General features: G+C 60.9%; 16 protein-coding genes. 5 read left to right on the top strand and 11 right to left on the bottom strand.

Annotation, left to right across the window (positions count from 1 at the left end):
* The first annotated feature begins 2 nt into the window (after positions 1-2).
* From KDW95_RS11095 to KDW95_RS11105, 3 genes are all read left to right on the top strand, one after another.
* Positions 3-1388: a TRAP transporter large permease gene (locus KDW95_RS11095; RefSeq protein ID WP_255856325.1), complete on the top strand. Its 1386-nt coding sequence runs from the start codon at positions 3-5 to the stop codon at positions 1386-1388.
* A gap of 96 nt (positions 1389-1484) precedes the next feature.
* Positions 1485-4346, top strand: coding sequence for an FAD-binding and (Fe-S)-binding domain-containing protein (locus KDW95_RS11100; protein ID WP_255856326.1), 2862 nt, complete (start codon positions 1485-1487; stop codon positions 4344-4346).
* 135 nt (positions 4347-4481) lie between these two features.
* Complete coding sequence (locus tag KDW95_RS11105) at positions 4482-5375, top strand: AEC family transporter (protein ID WP_255856327.1); 894 nt, start codon at positions 4482-4484, stop codon at positions 5373-5375.
* Positions 5376-5688: 313 nt separating this feature from the next.
* On the opposite strand, the gene KDW95_RS11110 is transcribed toward KDW95_RS11105, so the two are convergent.
* The 11 genes from KDW95_RS11110 to gyrA all read right to left on the bottom strand — a co-directional run bounded on the left by KDW95_RS11110 (position 5689) and on the right by gyrA (position 18453).
* Complete coding sequence (locus KDW95_RS11110) at positions 5689-5976, bottom strand: ComEA family DNA-binding protein (protein ID WP_255856328.1); 288 nt, start codon at positions 5974-5976, stop codon at positions 5689-5691.
* A gap of 87 nt (positions 5977-6063) precedes the next feature.
* The gene (gene pyrF, locus KDW95_RS11115; RefSeq protein ID WP_255856329.1) at positions 6064-6774 is read right to left on the bottom strand and encodes an orotidine-5'-phosphate decarboxylase; all 711 of its coding nucleotides are present in this window, start codon (positions 6772-6774) and stop codon (positions 6064-6066) included.
* A 251-nt stretch (positions 6775-7025) separates the two neighbouring features.
* The gene (locus tag KDW95_RS11120; RefSeq protein ID WP_255856330.1) at positions 7026-7331 is read right to left on the bottom strand and encodes a LapA family protein; all 306 of its coding nucleotides are present in this window, start codon (positions 7329-7331) and stop codon (positions 7026-7028) included.
* A 35-nt stretch (positions 7332-7366) separates the two neighbouring features.
* On the bottom strand, positions 7367-7660 hold the full coding sequence (ihfB, locus tag KDW95_RS11125; protein ID WP_067298806.1) for an integration host factor subunit beta: 294 nt from the start codon (positions 7658-7660) through the stop codon (positions 7367-7369).
* A gap of 108 nt (positions 7661-7768) precedes the next feature.
* Complete coding sequence (gene rpsA / locus KDW95_RS11130; protein ID WP_255856331.1) at positions 7769-9451, bottom strand: 30S ribosomal protein S1; 1683 nt, start codon at positions 9449-9451, stop codon at positions 7769-7771.
* 28 nt (positions 9452-9479) lie between these two features.
* On the bottom strand, positions 9480-10178 hold the full coding sequence (gene cmk / locus KDW95_RS11135) for a (d)CMP kinase (protein WP_255856332.1): 699 nt from the start codon (positions 10176-10178) through the stop codon (positions 9480-9482).
* Complete coding sequence (locus tag KDW95_RS11140; RefSeq protein ID WP_255856333.1) at positions 10178-12391, bottom strand: bifunctional prephenate dehydrogenase/3-phosphoshikimate 1-carboxyvinyltransferase; 2214 nt, start codon at positions 12389-12391, stop codon at positions 10178-10180. The genes cmk and KDW95_RS11140 overlap by 1 nt, the downstream gene beginning before the upstream one ends.
* On the bottom strand, positions 12388-13491 hold the full coding sequence (hisC, locus tag KDW95_RS11145) for a histidinol-phosphate transaminase (RefSeq protein WP_255856334.1): 1104 nt from the start codon (positions 13489-13491) through the stop codon (positions 12388-12390). The genes KDW95_RS11140 and hisC overlap by 4 nt, the downstream gene beginning before the upstream one ends.
* A gap of 26 nt (positions 13492-13517) precedes the next feature.
* Positions 13518-14621, bottom strand: coding sequence for a prephenate dehydratase (gene pheA / locus KDW95_RS11150; RefSeq protein ID WP_255856335.1), 1104 nt, complete (start codon positions 14619-14621; stop codon positions 13518-13520).
* Between the two features lie 24 nt (positions 14622-14645).
* Positions 14646-15728 (bottom strand): 3-phosphoserine/phosphohydroxythreonine transaminase, encoded by a 1083-nt coding sequence (serC, locus tag KDW95_RS11155; RefSeq protein ID WP_255856336.1) that lies wholly within the window; start codon positions 15726-15728, stop codon positions 14646-14648.
* 67 nt (positions 15729-15795) lie between these two features.
* Positions 15796-18453: a DNA gyrase subunit A gene (gene gyrA / locus KDW95_RS11160; RefSeq protein WP_255856337.1), complete on the bottom strand. Its 2658-nt coding sequence runs from the start codon at positions 18451-18453 to the stop codon at positions 15796-15798.
* Positions 18454-18668: 215 nt separating this feature from the next.
* Here gyrA and ubiG point away from each other — a divergent pair, with 215 nt between their 5' ends.
* Both ubiG and KDW95_RS11170 read left to right on the top strand, forming a co-directional pair.
* On the top strand, positions 18669-19385 hold the full coding sequence (ubiG, locus tag KDW95_RS11165) for a bifunctional 2-polyprenyl-6-hydroxyphenol methylase/3-demethylubiquinol 3-O-methyltransferase UbiG (RefSeq protein WP_255856338.1): 717 nt from the start codon (positions 18669-18671) through the stop codon (positions 19383-19385).
* Position 19386: 1 nt separating this feature from the next.
* Positions 19387-20073 carry an HAD family hydrolase gene (locus KDW95_RS11170; protein ID WP_255856339.1) on the top strand — a complete coding sequence of 229 codons (687 nt, stop codon included), beginning with the start codon at positions 19387-19389 and terminating at the stop codon, positions 20071-20073.
* Positions 20074-20080 lie beyond the last annotated feature (7 nt).

Genomic DNA, 20080 nt, shown 5'->3' on the forward strand with positions numbered 1-20080 from the left:
AAATGGATATCAATGAAATTCTGGTTATCGCGATGTTTTTATCCTTTATCGCGCTGCTGTTTACCGGCTTCCCGGTGGCCTGGGTGCTCGGTGGCCTGGGTATCCTGTTCGCCTTTATCGGCCAGCTGGCCGACACCTATTTTGACAGCATCACCGGGCTGGATTACCTGACCCTGGGGCTGGTGGTCAACCGGCTCTGGAAGATCATGGACAACTGGATCCTGGTGGCCCTGCCGATGTTCATTTTCATGGGCATCATGCTGGACAAGTCCGGTGTGGCCGAGCGCCTGATGCACTCCATGCAGGAGCTGTTTGGCCGCGTGCGTGGTGGTCTGGCGATTACCGTCACCGCCATCGGCATCATCCTGGCGGCCTCCACCGGCATTATCGGCGCCTCGGTGGTGCTGCTGGCAGTGATGTCACTGCCCGCCATGACCAAGCAGGGCTACGCCATGCCGCTGGCGCTGGGCACCATCGCCTCGGCCGGCACCCTGGGTATCCTGATTCCGCCCAGCATCATGCTGGTGATCATGGCCGACCAGCTGGCGCTCTCCGTGGGGGATCTGTTCATGGGCGCCGTGGTCCCGGGGCTGATGCTCGGCGCCCTCTATATCGTCTATATCCTGATCTACGGCCTGGTGAAGCCCGCCGCCGCACCGGTGCCAAAAGATGCCAAGCCGGTGACCTGGCCCATCGTGCTCAACGTGCTGCGGGCGGTGTTGCCGACCCTGCTGTTGATTTTCGTCGTGCTGGGGTCGATCTTTGGCGGTATCGCCACCCCGACCGAAGCCTCGGGCGTGGGTGCCCTGGGGGCAACGCTGCTGGCGATGTACAACCGCAAGTTCAGCTTCAGGGTGCTGAACGATGTGGTACGCGGCACCACCAATACCACGGCCTACATCTTTGCCATCTTTATCGGCGCCACCTGCTTTGCTTTGGTACTGCGCGAGCTCGGTGGCGATGAGCTGATCGAGTCCTTCCTCACTGGGCTGCCCTTTGGTCCTTACGGCATCATCTTCTTTATTCTGGGGGTGATCTTCCTGCTGGGTTTCTTCCTCGACTGGATCGAAATCACCCTGATCATCCTGCCGCTGCTGGCGCCGGTGATCTCGGCGCTGGGCATTGAGATCGATGGCTATGGCGTGGTGGATAACCCGGAACTGGTGTGGTTCGTGATGCTGGTGGCGATGACCCTGCAGACCTCCTTCCTGACGCCGCCGGTGGGTTTTGCGCTGTTTTACCTCAAGGGCGTCTGCCCGCCGGAGGTGCGCCTGGGCGACATTTACCGCGGTGTGATGCCGTTCATCGCGCTGCAACTGGTTGCGCTGCTGATCCTGGTGTTCTGGCCCCAGCTGGTGCTCTGGCTGCCGGCCAATGCCTACGGCTGACACCGGTAAACGGGCACCTGATGGCCCGCCCCTGCTATCTACAAATCCCATAAACACTAACCCGGCAGCCAAGGCGCCGGACGAGGCTATCGACAGATGAAACCGGCGTATTCCGCGTTCCTGCAGGAACTGGCGGCCTTTATCCCCGAGACACGGCTGATCACCGACCCGCTTCGCACCCTGGCCTATGGCACGGATGCCAGCTTCTACCGCTTAGTGCCCCAGATCGTGGTTCGCGTGGAATCCGAACAGGAAATCATTCAGCTGCTGCGCCTGGCCGCGGCACAGCAGATCCCGGTTACCTTCCGCGCGGCAGGCACCAGCTTGTCTGGTCAGGCCGTCACGGATTCGGTACTGGTTCAGCTCGGCGATGGCTGGAAGGGCCATCGACTGCACAAGGATGCCAGCATGATCAGCCTGCAGCCGGGCGTTATCGGTGGCCACGCCAACCGCTACCTGGCGCCCTTCAACCGCAAGATCGGCCCCGATCCTGCCTCCATCAACAGCGCCATGATCGGTGGCATTGCCGCCAACAACGCCAGCGGCATGTGCTGCGGTACCGCGCAGAACAGCTTCAACACCCTGGCATCCATGCGCCTGATTCTCGCCGATGGCACCCTGCTCGATACAGCCCAGCCGGACTCGGTGGCGGCGTTTCGAAAAAGCCACCGCATTCTGCTGCAAACGCTGGACAGCCTGGCGCGCCAGACGCGGGAAAATACCGCGCTGCACCAGCGTATTGCTCACAAGTACCGCCTGAAAAACACCACCGGTTACGCACTCAATGCCCTGACTGAACACGAGGACCCGGTCGAGATCCTGCAGCACTTGATGATTGGCTCCGAAGGCACCCTTGGTTTTATGGCCGAGATCACCTACAACACTGTCAACGACCACCCCTACAAGGCTTCGACACTGATTTTCTTCGAGCAGCTGCAAGGCTGCTGCGAAGCCGTGGCGCTGCTCAAACCCACACCGGTCGCGGCGGTCGAGCTGATCGATCGGGCCGGCCTGCGCTCGGTGGAAAACAAGCCCGGCATGCCGGACTTCATCCAACAGCTTCCCGCAGGCGCCACCGCGTTGCTGGTTGAAACCCGCGCTGCCAGCCCCGACGAACTTGCACAACAGGTCAGCGTCATCAGCGCCGCGATCGCCCACCTGCCGGTGCTGGAACCGGTACGCTTCAGTACCGATACAACTGAATGTGCCCAATACTGGGCCATCCGCAAGGGACTTTTCCCCGCCGTTGGCGCGGTGCGCGAAACCGGAACAACCGTCATCATCGAGGATGTCGCGTTCCCGGTTGAACGCCTGGCCGACGCCGTGGCCGACCTGCATCGTATCTTCCAGAAATGGGACTACCCCGACGCGCTGATCTTCGGCCATGCGCTGGAGGGCAACCTGCACTTCGTCTTTACCCAGGCCTTCGATACCCCGGATGCCCTAAGGCGCTACGAAGGGCTGATGGATGATGTCGCCCAGATGGTGGTTGGACGCTACGACGGCTCACTCAAGGCCGAGCATGGCACCGGACGCAACATGGCGCCCTATGTTGAACTGGAATGGGGCGAAGATGCCTATCAACTGATGTGGCAACTCAAGGAACTGCTGGACCCGCTGAACATCCTTAATCCAGGCGTACTGCTGAACCGGGACCCGCGCGTACACCTTGATAATCTCAAGCCCATGCCCGCGGCTAATCCGATTATCGACAAGTGCATCGAATGCGGCTTTTGCGAAGCGAGCTGCCCGTCCAGGGACCTTACACTGACACCGCGTCAGCGCATCGTTATCTGGCGTGAAATTGCGCGCCTTGAAGCCAGCGGTGAAGACCCGCAACGCCTGGCACTGATGCGCCAGGACTATCGCTACCAGGGCACCGACACCTGCGCCGCCTGCGGCCTGTGCTCCACCAGCTGCCCGGTGGGGATCAATACCGGCGACCTGACACGCGCCATTCGCAGCCGCGACAACGAGAACCGGACCCGTTTCGCACAATGGCTGGCCGCGCACTACGGCGGTGTCAACAAGGGCAGCAGGATCGCCCTGCGCCTGGCCGACAGTGCCCACGGCCTGATTGGCACGAGTGCCATGAGAACTCTCACTGGAACCATGCGAAAAATCAGCGCTGAACGCATACCACTGTGGACCGAAGCCATGCCAGGGCCCGCCGCCAAAATGCCCGTTGCGCCAGCCCAGCCTGACAGCGGCCGGCCCAGGGTTGTCTATTTGCCGAGCTGCGCCAGCCGCACAATGGGGCCTGCAAGGGGCAGTCAAGACAACCGCTCCCTGGCGCAGGTGACCGAAGCACTGCTGCGAAAGGCCGGCTATGAGGTTATTTATCCACAGGGGCTGGAGGCTCAGTGTTGCGGCATGCCGTTTCAGTCAAAAGGCATGTTCGGGGCAGCGGATTTCAAACGCGATGAAACCGCCAGGATGCTGCTCGTCGCAACTGACAATGGCACCTTGCCGGTGTACTCCGACACCAGCCCCTGCAGCCTGCGCCTGAAGGAATCCCTGGACAGCCGGATACGGCTCTACGACAGCGTGGAATTTATCGACCAGTTCCTGCTGCCACACCTCGATATCGAGCCGCAGGATGAGCCCGTGGCGCTGCATGTCACCTGCAGTGCCAGCCGCATGGGCCAGGCCGAGGTGCTCAAACGACTGGCAGGGCTCTGTACCCGCAAGCTGGTGGTTCCCGATCAGATCAGCTGCTGCGGTTTTGCCGGCGACAAGGGCTTTACCACGCCCGAGCTGAACGCCTCGGCGCTGCGCACGCTCAAGACGTCCGTACAGCACTGCCGGCAGGGCGTATCCACCAGTCGAACCTGCGAGATCGGCCTGACGCACCACAGCGGTATCGACTACCAGTCCATCGTCTACCTGCTGGATCGCTGCTCCCGCCCCCGCGAGCAGCAGACGATGCCGACGGACCAGGACATGCGGCGCGCTTGATCCAGACGAAACAGGGGCAGTAAGATGTCGCACTCGGGCGACTGTACCAGCCTCTGGCGCATACGGCACCGGCCCCCTTCAAGCTGAAAGGCGCCGGTACCGTCACCACGCTCGACTGAACAGGGAATCTATTCAATGGACGACACGACCCTCCTGCTGCTGGAACGCATTTTCCAGGTCGTCTTTCCGCTGCTGGCCATCGTCACTGTGGGCTACCTCTATGCCAGGCGCATCCACACCGACATGTCAGTGGCCAACCGCGTCAATATGGATGTATTTACCCCGGCACTCATTCTGTCGGTCATGGCGGACAAGTCCTTTGACCTCGCGCTCTATCAGCCTTTGGCGGTTGGTGCCCTCTGCGTGGTCATTGGCTCGGGCCTGCTGCTGGCGCCACTGTGCCGCCTTATTGGTATTCACCCCAAGACGTTTCTGCCCCCCATGATGTTTAACAACAGCGGCAACCTGGGCATTCCGCTGATGGTACTGGCCTTTGGTGAACAGGCGCTGCCGGCGGCCGTGGTGCTCTTCCTGGTGGAAAACTCGCTGCACTTTACCCTGGGCACGTACATGCTCAACCCCCGCATGCATCCACTGTCCCTGCTGCGCATCCCCATGATACTGGCCGCCATCGCCGGGCTGGTGATCAGCGGCGCGGACTGGGTGCTGCCCGTCTATGTGAAAACCTTTATCGACATGCTGGGGCAGATCGCGATTCCACTAATGCTGTTCTCCCTGGGTGTACGCATGCTGAGCATTGACCTGTCGAACTGGCGCAGCGGCATGATCGGCGCCGTGCTGTGCCCGCTCAGTGGCATCCTGATGGCACTGGCGGTGCAGCAGGTTCTGCACCTGGATGAGGCCCAGTTCCACTACCTGATTCTGTTCGGCGCCCTGCCGCCGGCACTGCTGAACTACCTGGTGGCCGAACGTTACAACCAGGAACCCCAGCAGGTGGCCTCCATCGTGTTGCTGAGCAACATCGCCAGCCTGGTGATCATTCCGCTAACGCTGGTCTTTATTCTGTAAGGCCCTACCTCCTGCATCCCTGCAGTCGTGGCATAAAAGCCAGGGATGGCTTGAATGCCGTTTGTGCCGGGAGCAAAAAACGGCCAATGCACCCGCAGGATGCCCGCCAGGGAAGGCGAAAATGGCATTTTTGCAGGAGCAAAAAATGCCAAAATACATCCCTGTATACCCCGCTCCTGTGCATCCATGCACCCGCGGGATACATACGTCCATGTAAACCCCGCTCCTGTGCATCCATGCACCCGCGGGATACATACGTCCATGTATATAAAAACGGCACCCTGGGGGTGCCGTTTTTATAGCAGGGCCGGAGCTACTTCGCGGATGCCGGCGTCACGCTGATGAAGTCACGGTTCTTGTCCACCGTCGCCGGACCAATACCCTTGACGGAACTGAGCTCGTCGATACTGCCGAAGGGCCCGTTACTATCGCGATAGTCCACAATGGCCTGGGCCTTGGCTGGCCCAACACCCACCATTACACTGGAAAGCTGGTCGGCGGTGGCGGTATTGATATCCAGCGTATCCGCCTGGGCGGCGGACAGGGGAAGAAAAGCAAGACAGAACGTCAGTAGCAAAGCACGAAGTATTCGAGTGTTCATAATGAAACTCCCTGTATTATTTATTTAACAGCCGAACTCCTTATCGACTGTTAAATAGAGATAGCACAGAGGTCAAAAATGCGCCAATCAGCGAGCCTGGGCCAGCTCCTGCTGAATAGCTTCGAGCACCGCCTGCGGATCTGCGGCCTGGGTAATGGGACGGCCGATAACCAGATAGTCACTGCCGGCCTGCACGGCCTGGCCCGGTGTCATGATACGGCGCTGATCGCCGGCAGCCGTATTGGCCGGGCGAATACCCGGGGTCACCAGCTTGAAATCCGCACCGATCAGTCCGCGCAGTGGTGTCACTTCCCGGGCTGAGCAGACCACCCCGTCCAGGCCGCTGCGCTCGGTGAGCTGCGCCAGGCGCTTCACGTGCTCCAGCGGTTCGATATCGATACCGATCTCGGCCAGGTCCTGCCGCTCCATGCTGGTCAGCACCGTGACCGCAATCAGCAAGGTTTGACTGCCGACAACGCTGTCGACCTCGTTGCGGGCCGCTTCCATCATGCGACGCCCGCCACTGGCGTGCACGTTGACCATCCAGACGCCCAGCTCTGCCGCCGCACGCACAGCCTTGGCCGTGGTGTTGGGGATATCGTGAAACTTGAGGTCGAGAAACACATCAAAGCCGCGGCTTTGCAGCGTTTCCACGATGGCGGGGCCGCTGCGGGTAAACAGCTCTTTGCCAACCTTGAGGCGACAGCGCGCAGGGTCAAGCCGCTGCGCCATTGCGATGGCTTGAGCCTGATCAGGATAATCCAGCGCCACCAGTACCTGTTTTGAATCCGTTGCCATGAAACCCTCGTGTATTAGCGTTCACTCTGCCGTCAGGCCTTTGTGCAGCGACTGCAGTCCGCCGCGCGGCGACTATTATACAGCCAAAAGCGCAGACTGCAGGCGCCAATGGCAGGCAGCGACCGATGCCTCAGAGGTTCGACTACAGATCAGGTGGGCACACAGACGAAAAGCAGGAACGGGATCAGCCTGGCGCAGCCTTTGGACCACCAGTGCCAATCCCGGGTAGAGCCAATCCCGGGTAGAGAGAGTCAGGCGCTGTCCTTGGTCACCAGCGCGCGCTGGCGTTCCAGGTCGTGATGAGCAATGGTCAGGCGTTTGCGAGCCGAACGCAGGCGGGTTTTAAGCCCCAGAATCGCCACGCTGCTCAGCAGAACCCCGAGCACGCCGCCGCACACAAAGGCAGCTATCAGCCAGAGCGACAGGCTGGCCTGGGGCAACTGGACCAGAATCAGGTCAATGGTAACCTTGTCGGTATTATGGATCGTAAAGAGTATCCCCACGAAAAGGATAACCAGACACAAAATAATGAGTAGCAGCGTTTTCAACCAGCGCACCGGATCAAGCCTCCAACAGGCAGAGTAGATAAACTCTAGTATTCAGACAGACTGTCATTGACCTGCTCCCGCAGTTCCTTGCCAGGCTTAAAATGCGGTACATGCTTGGCCGTCAAGGGTACCGACTCGCCGGTCTTGGGGTTACGCCCAACCCGCGGTGCGCGGTAGTGTAGCGAAAAGCTGCCAAAGCCGCGAATCTCGATCCTGTCGCCATGGGCCAGCGCCTCGGTCATGTGATCCAGCATCGTTTTGACGGCTAGCTCGACGTCCTTTACAGATAGCTGATTATGACGATCTATCAGTCGTTCAATCAACTCTGATTTGGTCATGACAACTCTCCCTAAAGATTCAGGCTATTTGGCAAGCCTTCATTCCAATGACGCGGCAAAGCCCTGGCTACATCATACAAACAGGGAGAGCCATGCTCTCCCTGTCGATCAATCATCCGACTTGTTCATTTGCGCCTTGATCAGGTCACCTATGGTCGTCGGCCCGGCAGAGACCACCGGCTGATCCTGTATCGACTTGAGTGCCTGCTGGTCGACCTTCGCATCGCGCTGTTTCTGAGACAGCTGGATGGTGCGGCTGCGACGATCGACATTGATAACGGAGGCTTCAACCTGGTCACCGGGCTTGAAGCCTGTTGCCAGGTTCGCCCCGCGTTCAGCCGAAACCTCGGACGCGCGCAGCACGCCACTGATCCCCTCGGCCAGCTGCAGGGTAACCTGTTTGGCATCTATATCCGTCACGGTACCCGTAACCAGTGCGCCCTTGCCGAACTGGGCCGCATATTCACCAAAGGGATCTTCGGCCAACTGCTTGACGCCCAGCGAAATACGCTCGCGCTCGGTATCCACGGACAGCAGCACAGCGGTGAGGTCATCCCCCTTGTTCAGGCTTTTGGCGACCTGCTCGCCCGGCAGATCCCAGGACAGGTCAGACAGATGCACCAGGCCATCGATACCGCCGTCCAGGCCGATAAAAACACCGAAATCGGTAATGGAGCGAATTTTTCCGGTCAGGGTATCGCCCTTGGTATAACGGCTGGCAAAGGCCTGCCAGGGGTTGTCACGACACTGCTTCATACCCAGCGAAATGCGCCGGCGCTCAGTGTCGATATCGAGCATCATCACCTCGATTTCATCACCCACCTGCACCACCTTGGAAGGATGAACGTTCTTGTTGGTCCAGTCCATTTCCGACACATGCACGAGGCCTTCAACACCGGCCTCGATCTCGGCGAAACAGCCGTAGTCCGTCACGTTGGTGACCCGAGCCTTGGATCGGGAGCCCACGGCGTGACCGTCCATGAGTGTCAGCCAGGGGTCCTGGCTCAGCTGCTTGAGCCCCAGGGAAACGCGGTTGCGTTCAGTATCAAACCTCAGCACCTTGACGTCGATTTCATCACCGACCTGCAGCACTTCGCTCGGATGCTTGACGCGCTTCCAGGCAATATCGGTGATATGCAGCAACCCATCGAGGCCACCGAGGTCGATAAAGGCACCGTAGTCGGTCAGGTTCTTGACGATACCCTTGATGACGATGCCTTCCTTGAGCTGCGACATCAGCTTTTCGCGCTCCTCATCGTAGGATGCCTGCAGCACCGCGCGACGGGAAACGACAATGTTGTTGCGCCTGGCATCAAGCTTCACCAGCTTGAACTCAAGTTCAACCCCCTCAAGGTGGGCCGTATCGCGAATGGGACGGATATCAACCAGCGAACCTGGCAGGAAAGCCTGCACGGAATCCAGGTCGACGGTAAAACCACCACGCACCTTGCCAACGATCATGCCCTTGACGATCTCGTCCTGCTCGAACGCCTGCTCCAGCAGGTTCCAGCTTTCGGCGCGCTTGGCTTTTTCCCGTGACAGCATGGTGGCACCAAAGCCGTCTTCCACCGCTTCAAGTGCAACCTGCACGCTATCACCCACACCGATAGTCAGATCGCCATGCTCATCCAGGAACTGCTCCCGGGGAATAAAGCCTTCTGACTTGAGGCCGGCATGAACCATGACAAAGTCATTTTCAATGGCGACAACTGTTCCGGTGACGATGGAGCCAGGCGCCATCTTCAGGTCTTTGAGGCTCTCCTCAAAAAGTTCGGCAAAACTTTCGCTCATTACCGCCCCATCCTCACAAAACAGATGCTTACCAGGTCAAACCCCTGTGTCTGGCCTGCTCCAGAACCACGCTCAGAACCTCATCGATACTCATCTGGGTCGAGTCCAGAATCACCGCATCGGCCGCGGGCTTCAGCGGCGCTACTGCGCGGTTCATATCGCGGTCGTCACGTGCTTGAATATCAACCAATATCGTTTCAAGGCTAGCACCGAGACCCTTATTTATCAACTGGTTATAACGCCGACGCGCGCGTTCCTGCGCACTCGCATCCAGATAAATTTTCAGCTCGGCAGCGGGAAACACCACCGTACCCATATCCCGCCCGTCCGCAATGAGACCCGGGGCCTCGCGAAATGCACGCTGACGCTCCAGCAAAGCATCGCGAACCGGCCCGATGGCCGCGACCCGGGACGCATCAGCGCCGGCGTCTTCGGTACGAATCTGCTGTGTGACTTCCTCGCCTTCCAACAGTACCTGCACCTCGCTGTCTTCACCACGGGGCACAAACTTCACATCCAGGTGCGCCGCCAGCACCACCAGGGCCTCAACGTCGTCCAGCGCTACGCCGTGATGACGCGCGGCCAGGGCAGTCAGCCGGTACAGGGCGCCGCTGTCCAGCAAATGCCAGCCCAGCTGGCGCGCCAGCAAGCGACAGATAGTCCCCTTGCCGGAACCACTTGGACCATCGATGCTGATTACCGGCACGCTCAATTGCTTCGAGACCATCAGCCTCCCTCCTTACCTATTCTGAACCCCGCCCGGCAGGCGAGGGTAACAAACTCGGGGAACGCAGCCTCAAGACAGGCGCATTCCGATATATGTATTTCACCGCTTGCGCGCTGGGAGAGGGCCGCAAACGCCATGGCGACGCGGTAGTCACCGCCGGCATTGAGCGCGCCGCCACCGATGGCGCCACCACGAATGCAGACACTGTCGGCGCCCACCAGGGCTTCGATACCCAGGGCACCCAGTCCGGTCACCAGCATCTTCAGGAGCCGGTCCATGTCGTGACGCAGCTCACCGACTCCGCGAATCCAGGTCGCTCCCTGGGCGCAGGCTGCCGCAACCATCAGCAGTGGCAACTCGTCGCTGGCGCGCGCCAGCAATACGGCCGGAACCTCGATGGCACTGAGTGGGCGGTAGCACACGCGCACATCCGCCACCGGTTCGCCACCCGCGCAACGTTCCTGTTCGAAGCGGATATCCGCCCCCATCAGGCGCAGAATCTCAATCAGCCCGGTACGCGTCGGGTTGATGCCAACCCGCTGCAGCAGCAGCTCGGAACCCGGCGTAATCGCCGCGCCGACGATAAAGAACGCCGCCAGGGACATATCCCCGGGCACATCAATCCGGCTCGCCCTGAGCCTGCCACCCGCCTGCACCGCAACCCGCCCCGTGGCATGATCCAGTGTACAGCCAAGCCCCTGCAGCATCCGCTCGGTATGATCGCGGGACGCCGCAGGCTCGGTCACGGCGGTGCTACCCGTGGCGTAGAGCCCGGCCAGCAGCAGCGCCGACTTGACCTGGGCACTGGGGACCGGCAACAGGTGCTCTATACCGTGCAGCGACTGAGCGCCGCGAATGCGCAGCGGCGGCAGGCCGCCGTCGGCAGTGTCTATCCGGGCCCCCATCTGGCGCAGCGGCAGCACCACCTGCTCCATGGACCAGCGCGACAGCGACACATCGCCTGTCAGCTCGGTATCAAAGGCCTGCCCTGCCAGCACACCGCACAGCAGACGCATCGACATTCCCGAACGCCCAAGGTAGAGCGCCCCTGGCGGGGGCTGCAGCCCGTGCAGACCGACACCATAAATTTTTACCGCGCCCTGGTGCGGCCCTTCGATCACCACCCCCATGTCACGAAACGCCTGCAGCGTCGCCAGGCTGTCCTCGCTTTCGAGAAAGCCCTCGATGCTTGTAATACCCTCTGCCAGGGAACCGAGCATGATGGCCCGGTGCGAAATCGACTTGTCACCCGGCAGGCGCACCGGGCCTGACAGCGCAGCCCCCGGCTGGGCCCGGTAATCGACCGGGCCGCTATGCGGGTGCTGTGCATAGGCAGAGCTGGACAGAATGCGGCTGAAATGATCCCGCGAAGCCTTGGCCCGGGTGAAAATGCCCAGCATCGCCTGACTGTCGGCCGAACTGATGGCATGGCGCAGTTTTTCCACACCGGCGCTAAAGCGATCCAGCTGCGCCAGTATGGCATCACCATTGGTCAGGCAGATGTCATGCCACATGGTGGGGTCCGATGCAGCAATACGGGTAAAGTCGCGAAAGCCGCCGGCAGCGTAACGAAAGATATCCGTATTGGCAGCTTCCGCTGCCAGGGTGTCGACCAGCGAAAAAGCCAGCAGGTGCGGCAAATGGCTGGTCGCGGCCAGTACCTGATCGTGGCGCCCCACCTCCATCTGCAGCACCTGCGCCCCCACGGCCTGCCACATGCGGGCAATGACCAGCGTAGCCTCGGCCGAGGACGCCGGCGTTGGCGTCAGTATCACCTTGTGGCGCTCAAACAGCTGGGCATCGGCCGCGGCCACGCCGCTCTTTTCAGACCCGGCAATCGGGTGACCGGGCACAAAGGTGGCCGGCAAGGTGCCGAACGCAGCCTCGGCCGCCGCCACGACATTGCCCTTGGTACTGCCGACGTCCGTCAGCAGGGTATGGGCACGCAGCACCGGGACTATATCTGCCAGCACCCTGTCCGTGGCTTTCACCGGTACGGCGAGCACCACCAGGTCGGCCGCCGCCACCGCCGCGCGCAGATCCGGGGCGGCTTCGTCGATAACGCCCAGCGCCAGGCCCGCCTCCAGCTCCGCCGGGTTGCGATCATAGCCGATTACATGCTGACAATAGCGGCGCTGTTTCAAAGCCTTGGCCAGAGAACCGCCGATCAGGCCCAGACCAATCACCAGTACCTTGTTGATGGAGAACTTCACGCAGACAAAACCTCTTCGAGCACCTGCAGGCAGCGTCGGTTCTCCGCCTCCAGGCCAATACTGATACGCAGATGCTCGGGCATCCGGTAGTTGGCCACCGGACGTACTATCACGCCCCGCTGCAGTAATTGCTGATACACAGGGCCCGCCGGGCGACCCAGGCCGACACAGACAAAATTGCCCACCGACGGGATCACCGCCAGCCCCAACGCCTCAAGCCCGTCCACCAGCTGTTGCATGCCGGCGCGGTTGTTCTCCAGGGTACGCGCCAGATAGTCGCTGTCCCCCAGCACCGCTTCGGCCGCGGCCAGGGCCGGGCCGGACACATTGAAAGGCTGACGTACGCGATTCAGCAGATCAGTAATGTCCGTATTGGCTGCGGCAAAGCCGACCCGCAGCCCCGCCAGCCCCCAGGCCTTGGAGAACGTTCGGGTCACCACCAGGTTCGGATAGCGCGATAGCAGCTCAAGCCCATTGGGAAACTCGGGATCTTCGCTGTACTCGGTATAGGCCTCGTCGAGCACCAGCACCACGCATGGCGGCAGCGCATCCATAAAGGCACAGAGCTGCGCCCGGGTTAACCAGGTCCCTGTCGGGTTATTGGGGTTGGCGATAAACACCAGCCGGGTACGCTGCGTCACAGCCGCCAGCATGGCATCCAGATCATGCCCCCAGTTCAGCGCCGGTGTAACGACCGCGGTGGCACTGCTGGCCTGGGTGATAATCGGATAGACCAGGAAGGCATACTGGGAGTAGATCACCTCGTCTCCCGGGCGCAGAAAGGCGCGGGCAATCAGCTCGAGCACATCATTGGAGCCATTGCCCAGGGTGATACTCTCGGGCGCGAGGCCATAATGCTGCAGCAGCGCCTGCTTCAGACGGTAACCACTGGCATCGGGATAAAGGTGCAGTTCGGTGAGCGCCTGCTGCGCCGCCGCCAGCGCCCGGGGACTTGGACCCAGCGGGTTTTCATTGCTGGCCAGCTTGACGATATCGGTCAGGCCCAGCTCGCGCTCGAGTTCCTGTGCCGGCTTGCCGGGGACATATGGCTGCAGCCCCTGCACGCCCGGGGTGGCCCGGGCGATAAAATCACAACCCATCTTGCGACTCCTGCGATGACGAATACTTACAGCACCGCCTGCGGGTAAGATCCAAGGAGCTTGAGTTCGAGCGACTCCGACTCCAGCTCCTTGAACAGCGCCTGTACCGGCGCATCGGAGACGTGGCCTTCAAAGTCAATATAGAACACGCTGTTCCAGGGCCCCGACAGGGTGCGGGTCTCGATCCGCGTCAGGCTGATACCACGCTGGCGAAACGGCGCCAGCAGATCATAGAGGGCACCCGGCTTGTCGTGGGCACAGACGAGGATGGAGGTTTTGTCATGACCGCTGGGGCCCACCTCCTGGCGCCCCAGAATCAGGAAGCGGCTGCTGCTTTCGGCCTGGTCTTCGATGTTGCGTACCGCAACCTGCAGCGGATACAGCTCGATGGCCAGCTCACTGCCAATGGCCGCAGCCAGCCCGAGATCGGACTCGATCGAGGCCTCACGGGCCGCATCGGCATTGGTTGCCACCGCGACCCGCTCCACCGACGGATAGTGTGCATCCAGCCAGCGCCGGCACTGGGCCAGGGCGGACTGGGTCGCATAGATCCGGGTGACGGCATTACGGTCGATATTCGGGCGCACCAGCAAGTGATGATGGATGTTCAGCTCCACCTCACCGACGATGGATATCTGGAAACGGGAGAAAAGATGTAGGGTGTGATTCACCATGCCTTCGCTGGTGTTCTCGATCGGCACCACGCCGTAATGGGCCGTACCGGCTTCCACCTCGCGAAAGACTTCATCCAGCGAGCCCAGCGGCGCGGTAATCGCCGACAGGCCGAAATGCTTCACCGCAGCCTGCTGGGTAAAGGTTCCCTCAGGCCCCAGGAAAGCGATGCGCATGGGCTGCTCCAGCGCCAGACAGACCGACATCACTTCACGAAACAGCCGGGCGACATCACGCTCGGGCAGCGGCCCGGTGTTGCGCTCCATCACCCGGCGCAGCACCTGGGCTTCGCGCTCGGGACGGTAGAACACCGCATCCCGGGCGCCCTGGTATTTCTGTTTCACCTCGGCGACCTGCTGGGCACAGGCCGCACGCTGATTGAGCAGAGTCTGAAGCTGCTGATCGATCCGGTCGATCTGATCACGCAGAACCTGCAGTTCCTTTTCCTGGTCACTCATGGCTGGGCCACTCTCGTATCTGACTTAGGCGTGCTGCTGCGCAAACGTCTGCATGAAATCAATCAGTGCATCCACGGCCGCTTCCGGCACCGCGTTGTAGAGGCTCGCCCGCATGCCGCCGACAGAACGATGCCCCTGCAGGTTAAGCAGCCCCGCCGCCTCGGCCTGCTCGAGGAACAGGCTGTCCAGCCCGGCATCCGCCAGGGTGAAAGGAACGTTCATCCAGGAACGGCAGTCCGGCGCAATCGGGTTGGCGTAGAAGCTGCTGCTATCTATATAGGCATAGAGTTTGGCCGCCTTGCGACGGTTCACTTCCTCTATCGCCGCAACACCGCCCTGGCGCTTGAGCCACTGGAAGACCAGGCCCGCCAGGTACCAGCCAAAGGTTGGTGGCGTATTGTTCATGGAATCGGCAGCGGCATGTACCTGGTAATCGAACATGGCGGGCGTATTTGCCGCCGCCTTGCCCAGCAGGTCTTCACGCACGATCACCACGGTGAGGCCGGCCGGACCGATGTTCTTCTGCGCACCGGCATAGATCAGGCCAAAACGGCTGACATCGATCTGGCGGGACAGGATGCTGGAGGACATGTCCGCCACCAGCGGCACCGCTCCGGTTTCCGGAATGTAGTTGTATTCGACACCGCCAATGGTTTCGTTGGGCGTGTAGTGCACGTAGGCCGCGTCGGGATCCAGATCCAGCTCGGCCTGACCCGGCACACGGGTGAACTGCTCGGATTCCGTGCTACCGGCAAGACGCACCGCACCGTAACGCTTGGCTTCGGCAATGCCTTTCTTGGACCAGATGCCGGTATTGATGTAGTCGGCACTGGCCTTGTCGCCCAGCAGGTTCAGCGGCACCATGGCAAACTGGCTGGTGGCGCCACCTTGCAGAAACAGCACCTTGTAGTTGTCCGGAATGGCCATCAGCTCGCGCAGGTCCTGCTCGGCCTGCTGGGCCACGGAAACAAAGGCATCGCTGCGATGACTCATTTCCATGATCGACAGCCCCTGGCCATGCCAGTCGAGCATCTCGTCACGGGCCTGTTCCAGGACCTCGGCCGGCAACGCCGCGGGACCCGCACTGAAATTGTATTTGCGACTCATGTTCTCGCTCACACTCGATCCAAGGTTACGGATAATAAGGCGACGGCCCCGAAGGGCCGCCGCGGGATTACGCCTGGGTATCAGGCGCCGGGGTCTGATCTGGCGCGTCGCTGTCCTGATCGGCGTCCACGGCTGCGGATTCGCCGTCAATCACAGTGCCATCAGCGTCCTCCTGACCCTCCGGCAGTTCGACCTCTTCCGGCTCCTCGATGCGCGCCAGGCCGACCAGGGTTTCATCTTCGGCGACCCGAATCAGCATGACACCCTGGGTATTGCGACTGAGCTCCGAGATTTCCTCGGTGCGCGTGCGCACCATGGTGCCACGGTTGCTGATCAGCATGACGTCATCACCGGCAAACACCTGTACCGCTCCGGCGAGATCACCGTTACGGTCGGTGCACTGCATGGCAATCACGCCCTGGCCACCACGCCCCTTGCGGGGGAAGTCATCAATGGCAGTCTGCTTGCCAAAGCCGCGGGCCGAGGCGGTCAGCACCTTGCCTTCTGGCTGCGGAATGATCAGCGATATTACGGAGGTGCCCGGCTGCATGCGCACACCGCGCACGCCGCGTGCCAGGCGACCCATGGCGCGCACGGCATCTTCTTCGAACCGCATGGCCTTGCCGGCACTGGTCACCAGCAGGATGTCATCGACACCGGTGGTGATGGCCGCACCGATCAGGGTGTCGCCCTCATCCAGTCCCAGGGCAATCAGGCCACTGGTACGCGGACGGGAGAAGTTGTCGAGCGGCGTTTTCTTCACGGTACCGTTGGCGGTGGCCATGAAGACAAAGCGGTCATCGCGGTATTCGTTCACCGGCAGAATGGTGGTGATGCGTTCACCCTCTTCCAGCGGCAGAATATTCACGATCGGACGACCGCGGGCCGCGCGGCTGGCCTGGGGAATTTCAAACACCCGCAGCCAGTAGACCTTGCCCCGGCTGGTAAAGCACAGGATGGTGTCGTGGGTGCTGGCAATCAGCAGGTGCTCGATGAAGTCTTCGTCCTTCATCGTCGTCGCCGATTTGCCGCGCCCGCCACGGCGCTGGGCCTGGTAGTCGGTCAGCGGCTGCGTCTTGGCATAGCCACCGTGGGAAATGGTCACGACCATGTCTTCCACGGTGATCAGGTCCGCCACCGTCAGGTCTCGGCGTGAGGCCGTAATCTCGGTACGACGCTCGTCGCCATACTCTTCGAGCACGGCCTCGAGTTCTTCACGGATGACTTCCATCAGGCGTGCGTGCGAACCCAGGATTTCCAGCAGTTCGGCGATGCGCTCGAGCAGCTCGCGGTATTCGCCGATCAGCTTCTCGTGCTCCAGCCCGGTGAGGCGGTGCAGACGCAGATCCAGAATCGCCTGCGCCTGAACCGGCGACAGGTGGTAGCGGCCTTCGCGCAGACCAAACTGCGGCTCGAGGTCATCCGGACGGCAGGCATCTTCACCCGCACGCTCCAGCATCTCGAGCACATTACCCGGCTCCCAGGCCATGGCGATCAGGCCTTCCTTCGCTTCAGCCGGCGTCGGTGAGCGCTTGATCAGCTCAATCACAGGGTCGATATTGGCCAGCGCCACCGTCAGGCCTTCGAGGATATGGCCACGCTCACGCGCCTTGCGCAGCAGGTAGACCGTACGACGGGTGACCACTTCGCGCCTGTGGCGGATGAAGTTTTCGATCAGTGACTTGAGATCAAGAATCTTCGGCTGGTTGTCGACCAGGGCGACAACGTTGATGCCGAAAACGCTTTCCATCTGCGTCTGGGCAAACAGGTTGTTGACCACGACGTCCGGCACTTCACCACGACGCAACTCGATCACGATGCGCATGCCGTCCTTGTCGGACTCGTCACGCAGCTCGGAAATGCCTTCAAGGCGTTTTTCCTTCACCAGGTCGGCGATCTTCTCGATCAGGCGAGCCTTGTTGAGCTGGTACGGAATTTCCGTGACGATAATCGCCGCGCGGCTGGTCTTGGGGTCTTCTTCAATATGGTGTTTGGCGCGGACATAGATACGACCGCGCCCCGTGCGGTAGGCTTCCAGGATGCCGGCACGCCCGTTGATAATGCCGCCGGTCGGAAAGTCCGGCCCCGGAATATATTCCATCAGGTCATCAACCGTCAGGCTGCTGTCATCAATCAGCGCGATACAGCCACGCACCACCTCGGACAGGTTGTGCGGCGGTATGTTGGTCGCCATGCCCACCGCGATACCGGAGGAACCGTTGATCAGCAGGTTGGGCACCCGGGTCGGCAGCACATCCGGAATCTGTTCCGTGCCGTCATAGTTGGGCACGAAGTCGACGGTTTCCTTGTCCAGGTCAGCCAGCAGATCGTGGGAGATCTTGGCCATGCGGATCTCGGTATAACGCATGGCCGCCGCGGAGTCGCCGTCAACGGAACCAAAGTTGCCCTGGCCGTCCACCAGCGGGTAGCGCATGGAAAAGTCCTGCGCCATTCGCACGATAGTGTCATACACGGCACTGTCGCCGTGGGGATGGTATTTACCGATCACGTCACCAACGACACGAGCGGACTTCTTGTATGGTTTGTTCCAGTCATTGTTCAGTTCGCTCATCGCGAACAGCACTCTGCGATGCACAGGCTTGAGGCCGTCGCGTACGTCTGGCAACGCCCGGCCGACAATCACGCTCATGGCATAATCCAGGTACGACTGTTTAAGTTCGTCCTCGATATTGACTGGCAGAATCTCTTTGGCTAGATCACCCATTCGTCTCAGCTTTCCTTAGATCCGGTCTGCTCGATAGGGCCGGTATTCCGGCGTTTTTAACCGGGCGAGTATACCACAAAGCAATGCAAAGATTCCCTTTAAAAGAAGGCGTTGCGTCAGACCCTGTTGACAGCGGCCGGGCCCGACCTGTATTCACTTGCAGGCCGGTGCTAGAATGCCGCCATCCTTTTTTACAGCCAGCGAACACAGCCAACATGACCGATGCGCACAACCTCAACATCGATCCGGACGAGATTGCCAAATTCGAAGAACTGGCAAGCCGCTGGTGGGACCGCAATAGCGAATTCAAGCCGCTGCACGACATCAATCCGCTGCGCGTGGGCTATATTGACCGTATCGCCCCCCTGGCCGGCAAGCGCGTGCTGGATGTTGGCTGTGGTGGCGGCATCCTGTCGGAATCCATGGCGCAGCGCGGCGCCGCGGTGTCAGGCATCGACATGGGCGAGGCACCCTTAAAGGTTGCCAAGCTGCACGGCCTGGAAAGCGGCATCATGATCAACTACCGCCAGGTCACCGTGGAACAGCTGGCAGCAGAAGCCCCTGAAAGCTTCGATGTCGTCACCTGCATGGAAATGCTGGAGCATGTACCGGATCCGGCCTCCATCGTCAGCGCCTGCGCGCGCCTGACCCGCCCCGGCGGCAAGCTGTTTTTCTCGACCCTCAACAAGAACCCCAAAAGCTACCTGTTCGCCATACTCGGCGCCGAGCACCTGCTCAAGCTGGTGCCCAAGGGTACCCATGATTTCAACAAGTTCATCCGCCCGTCACAGCTCGGCCATTGGATACGGGATGCCGGCCTGCGCCTGGACGATATCACTGGCATGACCTACAACCCCCTGACCAAGGTGTACAAGCTTGACCCCAGGGATGTGGACGTGAACTACATGATGGCCACGAGCAAGCCCGAATAACATGCCCCAGTCCGACACCCGACTGCAGTCCGTCCTGTTCGACCTGGATGGCACCCTGCTCGACACCGCGCCCGACTTTATCTGGGTCATCAACCGCCTGCTGGCCGAAGAACAGCACAGCGCACTGGACTATGAAGCCCTTCGTGCGCAGGTCTCCAATGGCGCCAACGCCATGGTCTGCACGGCGTTCAACCTGCCACAAAATCACCCCCGGGTAGCCAGACTGCGCCAGCGCTTTCTGGATATCTACCTTGAGCACCTGGCCATCGAAACCCGGCCATTCGACGGCATCATGCCATTGCTCGACTGGCTCGAAGGCAACGCCATCCCCTGGGGCATCGTCACCAACAAGCCTGAACTCTACACCCACAAGCTGCTGCATCGACTCGAGTTGCATCACCGCGCCGGCAGCATTATCTGTCCCGAACAGGTGCGCGAGCGCAAACCCCACCCCGAATCCATCTGGCTTGCCTGCCAGGAACTGGGCTGTGCACCGCAAAACAGCGTTTATGTCGGCGACCACAGCCGCGACATTGAAGCCGGACAACGGGCTGGGCTGGCCACCATCGCCGCACTCTACGGCTACATCGGGCCCGACGAAGACCCCCGCGACTGGCGCAGCGACCATAATGTCGATCACGCCGACGCGATCAAACCCCTGCTACAATCCCTTTATCGCCTGAGTTGAACCCGGC

Origin of the sequence: Marinobacterium rhizophilum (assembly GCF_024397915.1) — a bacterium.
GTDB lineage: Bacteria > Pseudomonadota > Gammaproteobacteria > Pseudomonadales > Balneatricaceae > Marinobacterium_A > Marinobacterium_A rhizophilum_A.

Excerpts from the sequence above, each read along its gene's own strand:
- KDW95_RS11095 (WP_255856325.1), top strand. The coding sequence starts at position 3 with ATGGATATCAATGAAATTCTGGTTATCGCGATGTTTTTATCCTTTATC.
- KDW95_RS11100 (WP_255856326.1), top strand. The coding sequence starts at position 1,485 with ATGAAACCGGCGTATTCCGCGTTCCTGCAGGAACTGGCGGCCTTTATC.
- KDW95_RS11105 (WP_255856327.1), top strand. The coding sequence starts at position 4,482 with ATGGACGACACGACCCTCCTGCTGCTGGAACGCATTTTCCAGGTCGTC.
- KDW95_RS11110 (WP_255856328.1), bottom strand. The coding sequence starts at position 5,976 with ATGAACACTCGAATACTTCGTGCTTTGCTACTGACGTTCTGTCTTGCT.
- pyrF (WP_255856329.1), bottom strand. The coding sequence starts at position 6,774 with ATGGCAACGGATTCAAAACAGGTACTGGTGGCGCTGGATTATCCTGAT.
- ihfB (WP_067298806.1), bottom strand. The coding sequence starts at position 7,660 with ATGACCAAATCAGAGTTGATTGAACGACTGATAGATCGTCATAATCAG.
- rpsA (WP_255856331.1), bottom strand. The coding sequence starts at position 9,451 with ATGAGCGAAAGTTTTGCCGAACTTTTTGAGGAGAGCCTCAAAGACCTG.
- cmk (WP_255856332.1), bottom strand. The coding sequence starts at position 10,178 with ATGGTCTCGAAGCAATTGAGCGTGCCGGTAATCAGCATCGATGGTCCA.
- hisC (WP_255856334.1), bottom strand. The coding sequence starts at position 13,491 with ATGGGTTGTGATTTTATCGCCCGGGCCACCCCGGGCGTGCAGGGGCTG.
- pheA (WP_255856335.1), bottom strand. The coding sequence starts at position 14,621 with ATGAGTGACCAGGAAAAGGAACTGCAGGTTCTGCGTGATCAGATCGAC.
- serC (WP_255856336.1), bottom strand. The coding sequence starts at position 15,728 with ATGAGTCGCAAATACAATTTCAGTGCGGGTCCCGCGGCGTTGCCGGCC.
- gyrA (WP_255856337.1), bottom strand. The coding sequence starts at position 18,453 with ATGGGTGATCTAGCCAAAGAGATTCTGCCAGTCAATATCGAGGACGAA.
- ubiG (WP_255856338.1), top strand. The coding sequence starts at position 18,669 with ATGACCGATGCGCACAACCTCAACATCGATCCGGACGAGATTGCCAAA.
- KDW95_RS11170 (WP_255856339.1), top strand. The coding sequence starts at position 19,387 with ATGCCCCAGTCCGACACCCGACTGCAGTCCGTCCTGTTCGACCTGGAT.